The sequence below is a fragment of the Dietzia timorensis genome (assembly GCF_020742175.1).
Classification (GTDB): Bacteria; Actinomycetota; Actinomycetes; order Mycobacteriales; family Mycobacteriaceae; genus Dietzia; species Dietzia timorensis_A.
The window spans coordinates 1-13445 of sequence record NZ_DYXM01000187.1; the positions used below are offsets into that span (position 1 = coordinate 1).

The 13445-nt window shown below is 67.0% G+C and carries 13 protein-coding genes and 1 pseudogene; 6 read left to right on the forward strand and 8 right to left on the reverse strand.

Annotated elements, in window-relative coordinates; genetic code table 11:
• Both K8V11_RS09675 and K8V11_RS09680 read right to left on the reverse strand, forming a co-directional pair.
• Positions 1–233 (reverse strand): annotated as a pseudogene (locus tag K8V11_RS09675) (acyltransferase family protein); the annotation flags it as partial.
• Between the two features lie 87 nt (positions 234–320).
• Positions 321–1343: an SGNH/GDSL hydrolase family protein gene (locus K8V11_RS09680; protein WP_303913327.1), complete on the reverse strand. Its 1023-nt coding sequence runs from the start codon at positions 1341–1343 to the stop codon at positions 321–323.
• 196 nt (positions 1344–1539) lie between these two features.
• Here K8V11_RS09680 and K8V11_RS09685 point away from each other — a divergent pair, with 196 nt between their 5' ends.
• Positions 1540–2229 (forward strand): alpha/beta hydrolase, encoded by a 690-nt coding sequence (locus K8V11_RS09685; protein ID WP_303913330.1) that lies wholly within the window; start codon positions 1540–1542, stop codon positions 2227–2229.
• On the opposite strand, the gene K8V11_RS09690 is transcribed toward K8V11_RS09685, so the two are convergent.
• Positions 2226–2702: an NUDIX domain-containing protein gene (locus K8V11_RS09690; RefSeq protein ID WP_303913333.1), complete on the reverse strand. Its 477-nt coding sequence runs from the start codon at positions 2700–2702 to the stop codon at positions 2226–2228. The two genes, K8V11_RS09685 and K8V11_RS09690, sit on opposite strands and share 4 nt — an antisense overlap.
• A 152-nt stretch (positions 2703–2854) precedes the next feature.
• Here K8V11_RS09690 and K8V11_RS09695 point away from each other — a divergent pair, with 152 nt between their 5' ends.
• Complete coding sequence (locus tag K8V11_RS09695; protein ID WP_303913336.1) at positions 2855–4339, forward strand: hypothetical protein; 1485 nt, start codon at positions 2855–2857, stop codon at positions 4337–4339.
• A 129-nt stretch (positions 4340–4468) separates the two neighbouring features.
• Positions 4469–5341 (forward strand): PspA/IM30 family protein, encoded by an 873-nt coding sequence (locus K8V11_RS09700; protein ID WP_303913338.1) that lies wholly within the window; start codon positions 4469–4471, stop codon positions 5339–5341.
• A 7-nt stretch (positions 5342–5348) separates the two neighbouring features.
• Here the strand turns inward: K8V11_RS09700 and K8V11_RS09705 are convergent, their stop codons facing one another.
• Together K8V11_RS09705 and K8V11_RS09710 are read right to left on the reverse strand one after the other, a co-directional pair.
• Positions 5349–6980: an NYN domain-containing protein gene (locus tag K8V11_RS09705; protein WP_303913341.1), complete on the reverse strand. Its 1632-nt coding sequence runs from the start codon at positions 6978–6980 to the stop codon at positions 5349–5351.
• A 356-nt stretch (positions 6981–7336) separates the two neighbouring features.
• Positions 7337–7477, reverse strand: coding sequence for a hypothetical protein (locus K8V11_RS09710; protein WP_303913344.1), 141 nt, complete (start codon positions 7475–7477; stop codon positions 7337–7339).
• Between the two features lie 306 nt (positions 7478–7783).
• Between K8V11_RS09710 and K8V11_RS09715 the strand changes: the two genes are divergently transcribed.
• The gene (locus K8V11_RS09715; RefSeq protein WP_303913347.1) at positions 7784–8380 is read left to right on the forward strand and encodes a TetR/AcrR family transcriptional regulator; all 597 of its coding nucleotides are present in this window, start codon (positions 7784–7786) and stop codon (positions 8378–8380) included.
• A gap of 121 nt (positions 8381–8501) precedes the next feature.
• Here K8V11_RS09715 and K8V11_RS09720 read toward each other — a convergent pair whose 3' ends face one another.
• The 3 genes from K8V11_RS09720 to K8V11_RS09730 form a co-directional block, all read right to left on the reverse strand.
• Positions 8502–11072, reverse strand: a complete 2571-nt coding sequence (locus tag K8V11_RS09720; protein WP_303913350.1) for an ABC transporter permease — start codon at positions 11070–11072, stop codon at positions 8502–8504.
• Between the two features lie 3 nt (positions 11073–11075).
• Complete coding sequence (locus K8V11_RS09725; RefSeq protein ID WP_303913353.1) at positions 11076–11846, reverse strand: ABC transporter ATP-binding protein; 771 nt, start codon at positions 11844–11846, stop codon at positions 11076–11078.
• A 113-nt stretch (positions 11847–11959) separates the two neighbouring features.
• The gene (locus tag K8V11_RS09730) at positions 11960–12928 is read right to left on the reverse strand and encodes a pseudouridine synthase (protein WP_303913356.1); all 969 of its coding nucleotides are present in this window, start codon (positions 12926–12928) and stop codon (positions 11960–11962) included.
• A gap of 141 nt (positions 12929–13069) precedes the next feature.
• Here K8V11_RS09730 and K8V11_RS09735 point away from each other — a divergent pair, with 141 nt between their 5' ends.
• On the forward strand, positions 13070–13210 hold the full coding sequence (locus K8V11_RS09735) for a hypothetical protein (protein WP_303913359.1): 141 nt from the start codon (positions 13070–13072) through the stop codon (positions 13208–13210).
• 71 nt (positions 13211–13281) lie between these two features.
• On the forward strand, positions 13282–13445 hold a 164-nt coding region (locus K8V11_RS14685; RefSeq protein ID WP_369693067.1), incomplete at its 3' end, for a universal stress protein.

The following is a 13445-nucleotide window of genomic DNA, read 5'->3' on the forward strand; positions in this document are numbered from 1 at the left end:
CCCGAAAGCAGGAAGAAGAAGGTGACGGCGGCCGAACCGACCTGCATGGGGAGCACGCCGTGGATCGTCTCGAAAAGCTCGGACTTCTGAAACGGGTACACCGGCATGAACACCAGAGCGTGGATGACGAAGACGCTCAGGGCCGCGTACCAGCGGGCGCTGGTGAGCGAGGGTAGCGCGCGAAGTCTCCCCGCGGAGTCGAACGCATCGGGGCGAATCGTCGGCTGCGCCAACTGGTCCTCCTAGTTCGGGCCCTCGAGCCGGGCGCAAAAGTGGAAAAGCCCGACCCGCGATAGACGGGCCGGGCGAATTCCCTGAGCTTACATCTGGGACTGAACGATCCCTGCGACCACGTGATCGCCGACGGGGTTGAGGTGCACGGGCACCCCCTGATGACCCGATGCCGGGTCGAGGATGCCCGAGACCCACGGCTCGGCGGTGCAGCCACCGTGCGCGGCGCTCGGGGTCTTCAGGTCGATGAAGTTGACGCCGAGCTGCTCGGCCGCGCCGCGCTGGGCCTCCTGCATGTTGTTGAACAGGCGGGTGATGGCCTCGTCGCGCGGCTGCTCGGCGGGGAGTCCGCCGATGGAGATGCACGTGCGGTCATCCGTCGCGTAGGTCGGGTAGCCGACGAAGGAGATCTTCGCGTTCGGCGCGTAGTACTTGATGTAATCCACCGCGGTGCGGGCGCGGTCGGCGTAGGCCTGCGCGGTGACCGCGTCCGGATCCTGCGCACGGCCCTCGCCGACTGCGTTCATATCGCAGCCCTGGGCGATGTTGATCGCACAGTTCAGTGCGGTGTCGAGCAGGTCGACATCCGGGTTGCCCCACTTGTCGTTGAGTCCGGCCTGGATGAGCACGTGCTCGGTGCGCTCGCCGAACGAGCCGCGGTCGCGCTGGTGAGCGGCCTGGTCGACGAGGGTGAGGATCGGCGGGGAATCGAGGGTCGCGCCGAAGCACGAGGTGTCCTGGAAGTCGGGCGTGTCGTACACGCCGATCGAGCGGGCGACCTGCGAGACGTAGCGGTCGGAGGAGCGGAAGCACTCGTTCCCGCCGTCGACCAGCGGCAACGTGGTGCCGGCCATGACGGAGTCGCCGAGGGTGACCAGGCGCGCACCGCCCTCGGGAGCGTGTTGCTGCGGCTCGCTGGCGCCCGAGCCGGTCGCGGTGACCGCGGCCTGGGCGACATCGGGCGGGATGCCTGCGCTCTGCGCGTTCGCGGCGGGCAGGAACATCGTGGCGCCTATGGCGACTGCGGCGGTGACGGCGGCGAAGCGACTGACCGGACCGTTCGTGGTGTTCGTTGCGTTCGAGGTTCGTGGGCTACGGCCGGTCTTGCGCATTCTGGACTCCTGAAGACACGCGATTACTGCACTTTACGAGCGTCCCAATAATCACATAAATCACTCTAATTATCTAGAGCAACATAAATGGTGGTCTTTAGACAGCTCTATCGTGTCCCGAGGCAAAAACGTAAGCACTCGCTGACGGCGGGCTGAAGATGTTCGCGGTGCAACGCTACCGACGTACGCTGTCGATGTGAACACTCGCGCCGGGAATTCCGCGCCCACGCCCCATCTCCTCGGACCCGCACCCGAGGGACGGGCCGACGCATACATTCTCATCCTGCACGGCGGAAAGCCCAGGTCCGAACGCCCGTACCTTCCGCTCGCGAACGCCTCGCTGCTACGGATGCTGCCCTTCGACCGGGAAATCCGGGACCGGATCCACGCGCACCACGGCGCACGTGGGCTGAGCATCGGCACGCAGCTCGTTCAGTACCGCTATCGGGGCTGGAACGAGCCGCGCCGGGACAGCGCACAGGATGCCGTGTGGGCGGTCGACGAAATCCGGGAGAGGTACGGAAAAGACATCCCGATCGCAATCCTCGGGCACTCGCTGGGCGGGCGCGCGGGGGCGCACCTCGTGGAGCAACGTCCCGACAACGTGCGCTCCTTTTACGCACTCGCCCCGTGGTGGCCGGCCCTCGACGGCCTACGCATGAAGGACGCCGCGCCCAAGCTGCGTGTTCTGCACGGTTCGGTCGATCCGATCACGAGCCCGCGGGATTCGCGCCGCCAGACCGAGCACCTAGCCGAGGCGGGACTCGACGCCGAGTGGTTCGCGGTGCCGGCCGCCGGCCATTTCATGTTCCGCCAACCCTCGCTGTGGCAGGAACTCTCGTGCACGTGGATCGTCGACTCGGCGATCGAGCTGGCCCGCGGCTAGAAGCGGGCACGCTCCTCGCCTGAGAGCGCGGCGCCCATGCGGCCCTGCATGTGCGGCGGAATGCCATCGAACGTTGTAAGTTCGGCCTCCGGCACCCACCGCACCTCGGTGTTCTCCCCGTCCGCGGGGTGCGCCTCGCCGGAGATCCACTCGCACTCGAAAGTGTGGTCTATGTACTGTGCCTGGTCGCCGTTGCCGTAGGTGATGAGCTCGGTGACCCCGACCTGCGCGAGGCGGCGGACCTCGATGCGCACGCCCGCCTCTTCCTCGGCCTCGCGTACCGCGGCAGCCGCGGGCTTCTCGCCCGGATCGATAATCCCGGTCACCGGAGTCCACGCGCCCGAATCGGCGCGGCGTACCAGCAGCACGGTGCCGGCGGAGCGATCGCGGATCACCGCGGTCGCGCCCGCCAGCCACAGCGGTTCGTGGCCGATATGTCGCCGTAGGCGACGAATGAATTCGGGGGTGGACATGCTCTCAAGGCTAATGCCACGTCCGACGTCATACGGAGTTCTTTTCGTTCCGCAATGTCAGCGCGCCCCAGCACGCGGGTGACATTTTCACTAACATGATGGAATCATCATATTTGACGTGAAGTAGACCACCCCACAAGGGAGCAACGATCATGGCAGCACCGAGCATCCAAGGAAATGCGGACGCGACGACAACCGCGCGTGGCGTGGAGTTCCCCGCCGACGCCTCCGGCAGGCGATCGACGGGATCGCTCGCGAGAGACGTCGTCGCCGAGGCGCTGTCGTCGATCGACCCGAACGCGCGCCGCCGCATGGACGCATCCAAAAACTGGCGTAAGGACTACGTCTCACCGTTTGTAGAGATGGTGGCATGCGGCGTGAACAACGATTCCGCCTACCGCACGGTGTCGTCCACGGCGCTGCACACGCTGCAGTCGCGGATGGTGGGCATCACCGGTCGCGGCGAAATCCCGATGAAGGACTATCTCTCCGAGGTCCGAGTCGACGACGCAAACGTCCCCGACACCGAGACGATCGAGGGCACCGGCGAGGCCGCCACCGAACTGGCGATCCCCTACCGCGGCAGCGTGCTGCGCGGGGCCGCGCTCGCCGGGCAGATCGAAAAGTGGCGCGCCGAAGGGGTCATCGAGCCGTCGACGGCGGACAAGCTCCTCGAAGTTCAGCAGCACCCCGAATGGCTCTCGCTCCCCGGCCGCGAGGTCGCGGTACTCGGCATCGGCTCGGAGATGGGCCCGGGAAACGTGCTGCTGTCCTGGGGCGCGACGGTGCTCGCCGTCGACCTGCCCTCTTCCAAGGTGTGGGCGCGGATGCGGGAGCAGGCGGGCACGATCGCCGGCACCCTGCGCATGCCCACCTATGACGGCGAAGCGGGGATCGATCTCCTGACCCAGCTTCCCGAGACCCGTGCCTGGATCAGCGCGGCCGCGCAGGCGCCGGTCACGCTCGGGACGTACTTGTACGCCGACGGCGGTACTCACGTAAAGCTTTCCTCTGCCTCGGATGCGCTGGCCGCGGCCCTGTTCGACGACGGCACGGTCGACGCGCTCGCGTACCTGGCGACGCCGATGGACACGTTCGTCGTGCCGGGCGACGTGCACGCCGAATCCAACGAGGCGTTCGAGAAGGCAAACAAGGTGACGTCGGTGCGCGGCGCACTCGGCCGCCTCACCATGGGCAAGGGTTTCGCGCGTAACTACCCGGTCGGCTCGGGGCCCGCGGTGCACGATGCGCTGGTCACCCAGCAGGGCCCGAACTATACCCTCGCCAAGCGCGTGCAGCGTTGGCGCGCCACCGAGGAACTCGCGAAGGGGCGCCGGGTGTCGATCAACGTCGCTCCCGCGACCCGCACGCGTTCGGTGCTCAAGAACAAGGCGTTGGCCGCCGTGTACAAGGGCGCGCACCATTTCGGGATCGAGATCTTCGACCCGGAGACCTCGCAGGCGCTGCTCGCCGCGCTGCTGGTGCACGACCTGTCCACCGAGCAGCCCACGCGCGACTTCCTCTGGGAGCACGAGGCCGACGGCGCGAGCTCGGGTGGGCTGTGGCGCCAGCCCTACATTCCGCGCAGCGCGCTTCCCGCAGCGGCGGCGATCGGGATGGCGCTGCGCGGCAAGTAGGTTCCCCGACGGCGCACCCCATCGGCGGCGCACATTTCATTAGGCTTGGGTGGTACGCGGGCACAAGGCGTACCACCCGCCTTCGCGCCTTTCGCGTACCGCACGCGCCGACAACACAAGGGACTACTCATGTCGAACCCGTTCTCCAAGGGCTGGAACTATCTCAAGGCCTCCCTGGATAAATCGATTGAGGACAACGCGGACCCGAAGGTCCAGGTGCGCCAGGCGATGGAACAGGCCCGCGCGCAGCACCGGCAGATCTCGGACCAGGCGGCGGCGGTCATCGGCAATGCCAAGCGCACCGAAGAGTCCATCACCACCAAGGAGCGCGAGCTCGACAAGCTGCAGGGGCAGGTGCGCCAGGCGGTCCAGCTCGCCGACGACGCCCGCGCGAACGGCGACATGGCCAAGGCTTCCGAATGGGAGCGAAACGCCGAGCAGCTCGCCGCCCAGCTCGTCAGCTCCGAGCAGGACCTCGAGAACACCAAGACCCTCGCCGAACAGGCGAAGGTCGATGCGCAGTCCGCCAAGCAGGCAGTTCGGGAAAGCGAGGCGAGACTGCAGGAGACCCTCGCGCAAGAGGACCAGCTGCTCCTGCAGGCGCAGCAGGCAAACATGGCCGAGCAGCAGCAGAGCTCGGTCAACTCGATCACCGGAGAGGTCTCGACGGGCTCCAACCCGACGTTCGAGCAGATCCGAGACAAGATCGAAGGCCGCTACAACACCGCCGTCGGCCAAACCGCACTCGCAGAGGCGAGCTCGGGGCAGTCCGCCGCGCTCGCCGACGCCCAGGCGCTACAACGCGAGGGCGAGGGCAAGGCGCGCTTGGAGCAGATCCGCGCCGAGCTCGGCGGCAGCGGCGCGGCCCGCCCCGCGCCCGCTTCGGCCGCGAACCCGTCGGGAGGTGAGGACATCGACGTCACCGATTCCGCGGTGGACGAAGGACCGTCGACGGAGTCGGGCGACGACGTCCCGGGATTCCCCCGCGACACCCGCTCGTAGCTCGAAGCTACCGCTGCATGACGATGCCGCGGATCCCCTCGTGGAATCCGTCGCGAAGGGCGACGCGCTGAAACTCGTTGAGCGTGAACTCGTGCAGCATCTGGCACGCGAACTGCAATAGCGGACGGTCGATTTCCGGTGGCAGCGCCCCTCCTGTGAGCGTGTGCGCCTTCTGCCGTTGTTCGTCGTCCGCGGCGTGTTGGTACCACCAAGTGGCGTACTGCTGTCCGACGTCATACGGAGAGGCCTCGCCGGACGAGCTCCACACCTCCTCCGTGAGGGGCACGTACCGCGAGCGCATCGGGCGGCGCCGGGCGGCCATCATTCCCGGGTTGGGGCGCGGGGAGTCCTCGTCGCCGGAGCCGTCGCGCTCGTCGCCTGCGGACATTCGCGCACGCTCGGCGCGCGCAGTCACGGTCACCGAGCGGCGGGTGACCGTGACGGTCGTGCGGCCGCGATGGGAGCCATCCTGCCCTGCGTACTCGGACTGGCGGACATCGGAAACCTCGGACGCGTCGGCGGTCTCGGTGACTCGTTCCGACCCGTCGGAAGCGCCCGCAGCGCCGCCCGCGTAGGCGCGTTCGACAACCTCTCCCGGGCCGGGCCCTGCGGGATCGTCGTCCTCGGCCACGTCGGCGTCATCGATCCGATCCGGCGTCTCCGGAGCGCTGTCCCGGTCGTGGGCGGGCTGGGACGCGCCGGCGTCGGCGCCGTCGCGTTCGGAACCTCCCGGCCACTGCGCGGATCCGGGCTGTGAGGCGGTCATTCCCGCCGATGACGGCGTACTGGTGGCGCCCTCTCCGAGTTCGCTGCTCTCGGCGTTCTCGGCAGTGTCGCCGTCGCCCGCATCAGGCTCGGCTGCGCCTTCGCCTGCGGCTCCGTCGTTCGGCGCCACCGGGACCGTGTCATCGGGCGCGGGAACCTTCCCCTTGCCGTGGGCGCCCGCGACGGACTCGTCTCGCGCGCGCTCCGGCTGGAAATCGACGTCCTCGATGTCGACCGATTCCTTGAATTCCTCCTCGCCGCCGTCCTCGTGGCCGGGTTCGCCATTGGGGTTGGGCCGAGGATGCTTGACCTGCGGCGGCAACGGCCCCTCGAGAACGCGGATCTGCATCGAGTCGGCGAAATCCGAGCGCGGATCCAGCATGAGCGAGGTATCGCACGCATTGCGCAGCGCCGAGGACACCGAATCCCAGCCGAAGCCGACAAGGTGCACGCGCACGCCGGCTTCGACCGCGGCCTCGACCCCGGGGATCATGTCCGCGTCGCCTGAGACGAGCACCATGTCCGTGCACTGCTGGCGGTGCGCGGCGATGACCATATCCGCGACGAGCCTGGTATCCACGGCCTTCTGCGAGCGACGATTACCCCACTCGATCAGCTGCCCGGTGCGCAGGATGACGCCGTCGATTACGCGGAGGGTGCGCTGGTAGCGGTGCGGGCCGCTATCGGGAACGCCGTCGTACCAGAACTGACGATGTACCGGCTGGCGGGACTGCGACTTCGAGATGCGGTCGAGGGTGTGGACCACGTTCGACAGCGACACCTCGAGCTGCTCGCGCGCACCCTCCTCCCACGAGTTATAAAAGCTTGCTAGTAAATATGACGTATCAACATATACCGTCGTTCGCTCAAGCACTGCTCCATCCACCTGTTCCTACATGTCGCTAAATATCACTAAAATCCGTACCTCCCAGCATGCCCGTTTTAGGTCGCTCGCGCTTGCCGGATCGACCAACCGCTGGTCACCAATGGCACGGCTCGACATTCTTCGCCCGGGCAAAGCCCCAGCACAGCGTCGGCAACCGTCATCCAGACCCATTCGCCGCAACGATTCCGCTGCGAAAATGCACAAACGCCGCCGGATCACCCCCGCGATTTCTCATCGCGAAAGCTCTACCGACGGCGAAAATGGTGTTTGCGCGGACCATCCCGAAGGAGCGAGCCCGACGCGGCGGCGGGGGCCTCCAACAAGGCTCCCGCTATGCCACAGCCTTAGATGGCAGCGGCGTTGATGGTCTCGGGTGCGCTCGGGCGCGGCACGGACAGCGTCGAACCGGTGGCGCTCCACACCAGAGTCCAGAAGACGTCGACGACGGGCTGCATGGCCTGGAGGAACATGTCGTTGGAGTTCATCAGTGTTTCCCTTTCAATTGGCGTCAACCGAACTTTTTGACGCTCGACTTGCCCAGTATGTCGCATATAGAAGCCAAGTTGTTACTTGAATGTGACATTGCTTCGGACAACTTATCCTTGAATACATACCAATGCAGGCGATTTGGGCAAAAACTATGAAGCAAATCACGACTAAACCGTAAAACCGTCACACGCGGTGCGCTGTCACTCTAGTCTTTCCCCCAAGGAGCTAACCCGCATTCCGCGTGCCCACAGCGGCAGCCCGGCCCCGCGCTGCGCCCGCCGGCACGCCCAGAGGAGGACTTCATGGAAGACCGCCGGATCTTGATCGCCGACACCGCCATTGCGGTGATTGCCGATGTCGGCGTCCGCGGGCTCACCCACCGCGCCGTCGACGCCGCGGCGAACCTCGCGACGGGTTCCACGTCGTATTACGCGCGATCCAAGGCGCAACTGGTATCGCTCACCGTCGAGCGGCTCGCCTCACTTCTGCGCGGCTACACCGAACACACGGCCCTGGCCTCGGCAACGCCGAATGACGGCGGAGAGCTGGTCAAGACCCTGCGAGGCTGGCTCGAGGGGCTCTATGCCGATTACCAGGGCGAACTGCGCTCCCGCGCCGCGCTCATCCTCGAGCTCGAGCAGTCCGAGGGGGCGGACGCGGATCTCCTGCGCGAGGCGCTTGTCTCGGCGGAAGATCTCGCCGGCCCACTCAAGTCCGCCGGCATTGATTCCGATACCGCGCCGGCACTGCTCGTGGCTCTCGAGGGGTGCCTGTGGGAGCACTCCGCGGGCCGCCAGCTCGGGGCCACCAAGAGCGGCACCGACGCATTCCTGCTCGAGTCCGTGCTGTCCTCGCACCACCATTCCGGCGGCCGCGGGCTCTTCGGCCTCCGTCGCTAGGCCCCGCTTTCGCCGGCGCCGGCGCGCCGACATCCGACAGACGTAGAGCAGTCCGCCCACCGGTGTTCCGGTGGGCGGACTGCTTGCCTGGCACACTCAACGGCTGTCGAACCGTGGGCGGTCAGCCTTCGGCGATGGCCTCCAGCGGCGATGTCTTCGCCGCGCGGTAGGCGGGCCACAGTGCGGCGACGACGCCAACGACCGCGGCCGCTATGAGGACCACCGCTATCGTTCCCCAGGGAATCGCGACCCGGGAGATCCCCTCGCCCGAGAGCGAGGACACGAAGGCCCAGCCGATGTAGGTGCCCATCGCCGCGCCGATGAGCGCCCCGAAGATGGCGATCTGTGTCGACTCGAGGATGATGGCCGTGCGCACCTGGCGGCGCTGTGTGCCGATGGCCCGCAGCATGCCGAGCTCGGTCTTCCGTTCGATGACCGACAGCGCCAGCGTGTTGACGATGCCGAGCACGGCGATGATCAGCGCGAGGCCGAGCAGCGCGTAGATCATGTTGAGCAGCTGATCGATGAGCCCGGCCTGCTGCTCGACCATCTCGTCCATCGTCTGCACCACGGCCACCGGGTTGTCCGACACCGCATCGACGAGCGTGTCCTGCACCGCGCCGATGTCCTCGCCTTCGGCGGCGTCGACGAAGATCATCTGGATCGTCTGCTGCTGCGTCGGAACGACTCGGGCGAAGGCCTCCGCGCCCAGCGCGAGCCCCGACATCGTGTCTGTGTTCTCGTAGATTCCGGTCAGCGGGATCGTGATCGGGGCGCCCTGCGCATCGTGCAGCGGGATCTCATCCCCCACGGACCAGCCGCGTTCGGCCGCCATCGTCTCGTTGACGATGGCCGAACCCGGTTCGGGCTGGACCTCGCCGTCGACGGCCGAGGCGTCGGTCGCGGTGGCCATGGGTCCTTCCACGCCGGCGATGAAGGTGGGCGTCCCGTCTTCTCCGATGGCCGAGCCGTAGCTCAGCGCGGTCGCCGATCCGACCCCGCGCGCGCCTTCGACGTCGGCGTAGGTTTCCCTGGGAAGCGGCATCGGCATCCCGTTCTCGGCGCCGGCGCCCTGCACGACGAGATCTGCACTGATCCCGTTGCTGAAGGCATCGTCGATGCTCGCCTTCGTCGACGCGCCGAAGGTGCCGAACGTCGCTACGAGCGCGAGACCGAGCGTGAGGGAGAAGGCGGTGGCCGCCGTGCGCCACGAATTGCGACCCGAGTTCGTAGATGCGAGTTTGCCGATCGCGCCGAAGGGGGCGCCGATGATTCGCCCGATCCCACCGGCGATGATCGGCGCGAGCAGCGGCATGACGAGGAAGGTGCAGATGACGATGAGGAATCCGCCGAGCCCCACGAGCGAGGCGCCCACGACGGTCTCGTCCTGCCTGGTACCGAAGAATGCGAGCACCGCACCGACGACGAGACCGAGTCCGCCGATGGCGCCGAACAAGATCCTCATGACCTTGCTGTTCGCCGACGTCAAACCCGAACGCATGGCCGCGACCGGCGCGACCTTCCCCGCGCGCCAGGCGGGCACGAGCGCGGAGAGCACGGTGATCACGATGCCGACGATCAGCGGCACGTAGACCGCCGCGGCGGTGAACTCGAGCCCGGACGAGGGCAGCCCCAGGTCGAGCGCCTCGAGGAGCGCGAACAGGCCGAAGGCCAGCGCAAATCCGGCGGCGACACCGAGCACCGAGCCGATGACGCCGGTGACGAGCGCCTCGACGATGACCGAGCGGATCACCTGACCCTTGGACGCGCCGATGGCGCGGAGGAGCGCGAGCTCGCGCAGGCGCTGGGCGACGAGCATCGAGAACGTGTTGAAGATGATGAACGTGCCCACCAGGAGCGCGATCCCGCCGAAGGCGAGGAAGAAGTAGTTGAGGAACGAGAAGCCCTCGGCGAGCATGTCGGTCTGTTCCTGCGCCCAGTCGGCGCCGGAGGTGACCTCCTGCTCGGGCAGCGCCTGCGCGACGCGTTCGGTGAGGGTGTTCTGGTCGGCCGAGCCGTCGCCCGCCACGCGGATCGCGGGGACGAACTCGCCGTCGGAGAAGAGTTGCTGCGCCTGTTCGGGCGAGAAGAAGATGCCGACGAAGCCGCCGACGTTGCCTTCGCGCTCGTATGTGCCGACGAGCGTCGCGTCGACGGTCCCCTGCGTGGGACTGTACGACTGCACCGGTCCGCCGACGGTGAACCCGAGTTTGTCCGCGATCGCGGAGTCGAGCGCGATCTCGCCTGGAGCCTCCGGGGCGCGACCGTCGACGAGCGAGTAGTCGTCGCCGATCACGCGGTCGGGGTCGTGCCAGGCCTCGCCCATCGTGGGCGCGCCGCCGGTCTGATAGGCCGTGCCGTCCGGCTGCAGCAGCACGAGGGTGCCGTTGAAGTCCGGCTGGACGTAGCCGACGCCGTCAACCTGCTCGATCTTCTCGACCTCGCTCAGCGGAACGCCGGAGGCATTGGATTCTGCCGGTTCGACGATGGTGTCGAGCCCCTCGGCCTGCGAGCCGAGGATGTTGTCGAACGAGCTCTGCAGCGTCGAGGTGAACGTAAACGAGCCCGAGATGAACGCGGTGCCGAGCACGACCGCGAGGACCGACAACACCATTCGGAGTTTGTGTGCGGAGATGTTTCGCGTGGCGACGGTCCGCATGCCTTTCGGCGTCGCCTTCGATGTCGTAGCCATGGTCTAGATCTCCTCCAGCGCGCGCATCGCGTCGAGGATGGCGTCGGACGTCGGCGAGGCGAGCTCGTGGCGCAGCTTGCCGTCCGCGAGGAACAGCACTCGATCGGCGTAAGAGGCCGCGCGCGGGTCGTGGGTGACGATGACGACGGTTTGCTGGTAGTCGTCCACCGCCGAGCGCAGGATCGACAGCACCTCGGCGGAGCTGTTCGAGTCGAGGTTGCCGGTCGGCTCGTCGCCGAAAAGGATGCGGGGGCGGCCGACAAGCGCGCGAGCACAGGCGACACGCTGCTGCTGCCCACCCGACATCTCCGCGGGGCGGTGGTCGAGTCGCCCGGCGAGGCCGAGGCGGTCGATCACCTGGTCGAACCACTGCTGGTCGACCTTGCGGCCGGCGATTCCGGCGGGCAGCGTGATGTTCTCCCGCGCGGTCAGAGTCGGGACGAGGTTGAAGCTCTGGAACACGAAGCCGATCTCGTCGCGACGAATTTCGGTGAGCTTCTTGTCCTTCATCCCCGTGAGCTCGGTCTCGCCGATACGCACCGAACCTGCCGACGGGCGGTCGAGGCCCGCGAGGCAATGCATAAGCGTGGATTTTCCGGACCCCGAGGGCCCCATGATCGCCGTGAACTGTCCGCTCGAAAATTCGACGCTGATGCCATCGAGCGCGCGGACCTCGGTATCGCCGGTGCCGTACACCTTGTACAGCTCTCTGGCGCTGGCGGCCGGGGTCCCACCGGCGGCGGCCTGCGTCTTTTCGGAAAGGGAATGGCTCATCTTCTGTCCTTGGTTGTTGGTTCGTCGATTCGAACCGGCGCACGGTCGAGGCCGGAGATGGTGACAGAAGTTATTCTTGCGCCCAGCCGCGCCCGACACATCGGGGTCAACCCCTAAATCTCCCCTGAGACGTCCCCCACCCAGATCTCAGATTCCGTGGCCCAGCGACCGGTCCATGCACTCAACCGGCGCGCGGAGGTAAATCGCATGCGTTGCCCACCGACCGGATGCGCGCACTCCACGCCCGCCGCGAGCAGCTGCAGCGGCGCGGAAAAATCCTCGTGCTCTACGCCTCGTATACAGGGGTAGAGGTCGTCGCCGACGATGGGCATCCCCAGCGCATGCAGATGGATGCGCAGCTGGTGGGTCTGCCCTGTCGTCGGTTCGAGCAGCCACAGTCCGAGCGTCCCCTCCGGCCCCTCGGCCTCGGCGAGCACCCGCCCGCGCGTGTGCGCGTTGGGCTCGCCCGCAACCTCGGCGCCCTGCAGGATGCCGTGCTGCTTGAATATCCGCGAGCGCCGCTCGAAGGTGCGCGGAGCCCCCTCCGGAAGCCGCGTCACAGCCAGATACCGCTTGTTGACGGCGCGCTGCTGAAATTGCCCGGCCAGCGCGCTCCGCACGCGCGGATGCACCGCCATGACCACGAGGCCGGCCGTGCCGCGGTCCAGGCGGTGCGCCGGCACGAGCTCGTCCTCCCCTGTGGCCACGCGGGCCCACACCAGCGCCGTCTGCCGGATGTGCCCGGCGCGCGGGGTGGTCGCGAGGAAATGCGGTTTGTCGACGACGACCATGTCCTCATCGCGATAGACGACGTCCAGCGTTCCGGGGACGAAGGGCTCCGGTGGAGGTGCGAGGTGCAACCACACGTCCTCCCCTTTGACCGGGCGTGCGTATTCGCCGACGGAATTGCCGAAGCGATCGACGACCTCGCCCGCGGCGAGGCTGCGCCGGATCTCCGCGGCACGTTCAGGGAACGCACGGACGAGCTCGGTCTCGATCGCGTCCCGCCCCGGCGGATCTGGCAGCCGGAACCGAACCGCGTCGATCCCGGCACGCGGCGGCAGAGGCTTCGGACGAGGCATGCCGACCATGTTAATCCGCCACTCCCGACGCATGAGAAACTTAAGTGTTCATTTGCCTCATGTAATTATTTGAGTATCGTCTGTAACGCAGTTATGGGCGCCGGTCTCGGTGTTCCGTCCAACTATCTTCAGGAGCCTCCAATGGACGCCATCGTTCAGTTCTTCGTCACCGGACCCGGCCAGATGGTTCTCCCTCTGATCCAGGGCAGCTTCAACCTCGCCTACCCCTCGAACGCGGGATTCCCCGAGGGCGTCGGACAGGTCGCACCCCTCGGGGCGTAGCGATCCGCGGGGCGCTCCGGCGATCTCGATAATCGGCTCTCCGACGTCATAAACGGGAGTAAGCTCGGGGTATGAGTACATACCAAGGTGCTGCAGTAGTTGGTGTCGATGGCTCGGATGTGTCCAAGGGGGCAGTGGCATACGCCGCCAAGACCGCCGCCGGCAGGGGGATCAAGCTCCATGTGGTGATGGCTTATTCGATCCCCTCGACGATGTTCGCCGAGGGCATGGCGCC

Coding starts and splice junctions, on each gene's coding strand:
- K8V11_RS09710 (WP_303913344.1), bottom strand. CDS start 7,477: ATGAACTCCAACGACATGTTCCTCCAGGCCATGCAGCCCGTCGTCGAC.
- K8V11_RS09720 (WP_303913350.1), bottom strand. CDS start 11,072: ATGGCTACGACATCGAAGGCGACGCCGAAAGGCATGCGGACCGTCGCC.
- K8V11_RS09730 (WP_303913356.1), bottom strand. CDS start 12,928: ATGCCTCGTCCGAAGCCTCTGCCGCCGCGTGCCGGGATCGACGCGGTT.
- K8V11_RS09695 (WP_303913336.1), top strand. CDS start 2,855: ATGGCAGCACCGAGCATCCAAGGAAATGCGGACGCGACGACAACCGCG.
- K8V11_RS09690 (WP_303913333.1), bottom strand. CDS start 2,702: ATGTCCACCCCCGAATTCATTCGTCGCCTACGGCGACATATCGGCCAC.
- K8V11_RS09715 (WP_303913347.1), top strand. CDS start 7,784: ATGGAAGACCGCCGGATCTTGATCGCCGACACCGCCATTGCGGTGATT.
- K8V11_RS09725 (WP_303913353.1), bottom strand. CDS start 11,846: ATGAGCCATTCCCTTTCCGAAAAGACGCAGGCCGCCGCCGGTGGGACC.
- K8V11_RS09680 (WP_303913327.1), bottom strand. CDS start 1,343: ATGCGCAAGACCGGCCGTAGCCCACGAACCTCGAACGCAACGAACACC.
- K8V11_RS09700 (WP_303913338.1), top strand. CDS start 4,469: ATGTCGAACCCGTTCTCCAAGGGCTGGAACTATCTCAAGGCCTCCCTG.
- K8V11_RS09735 (WP_303913359.1), top strand. CDS start 13,070: ATGGACGCCATCGTTCAGTTCTTCGTCACCGGACCCGGCCAGATGGTT.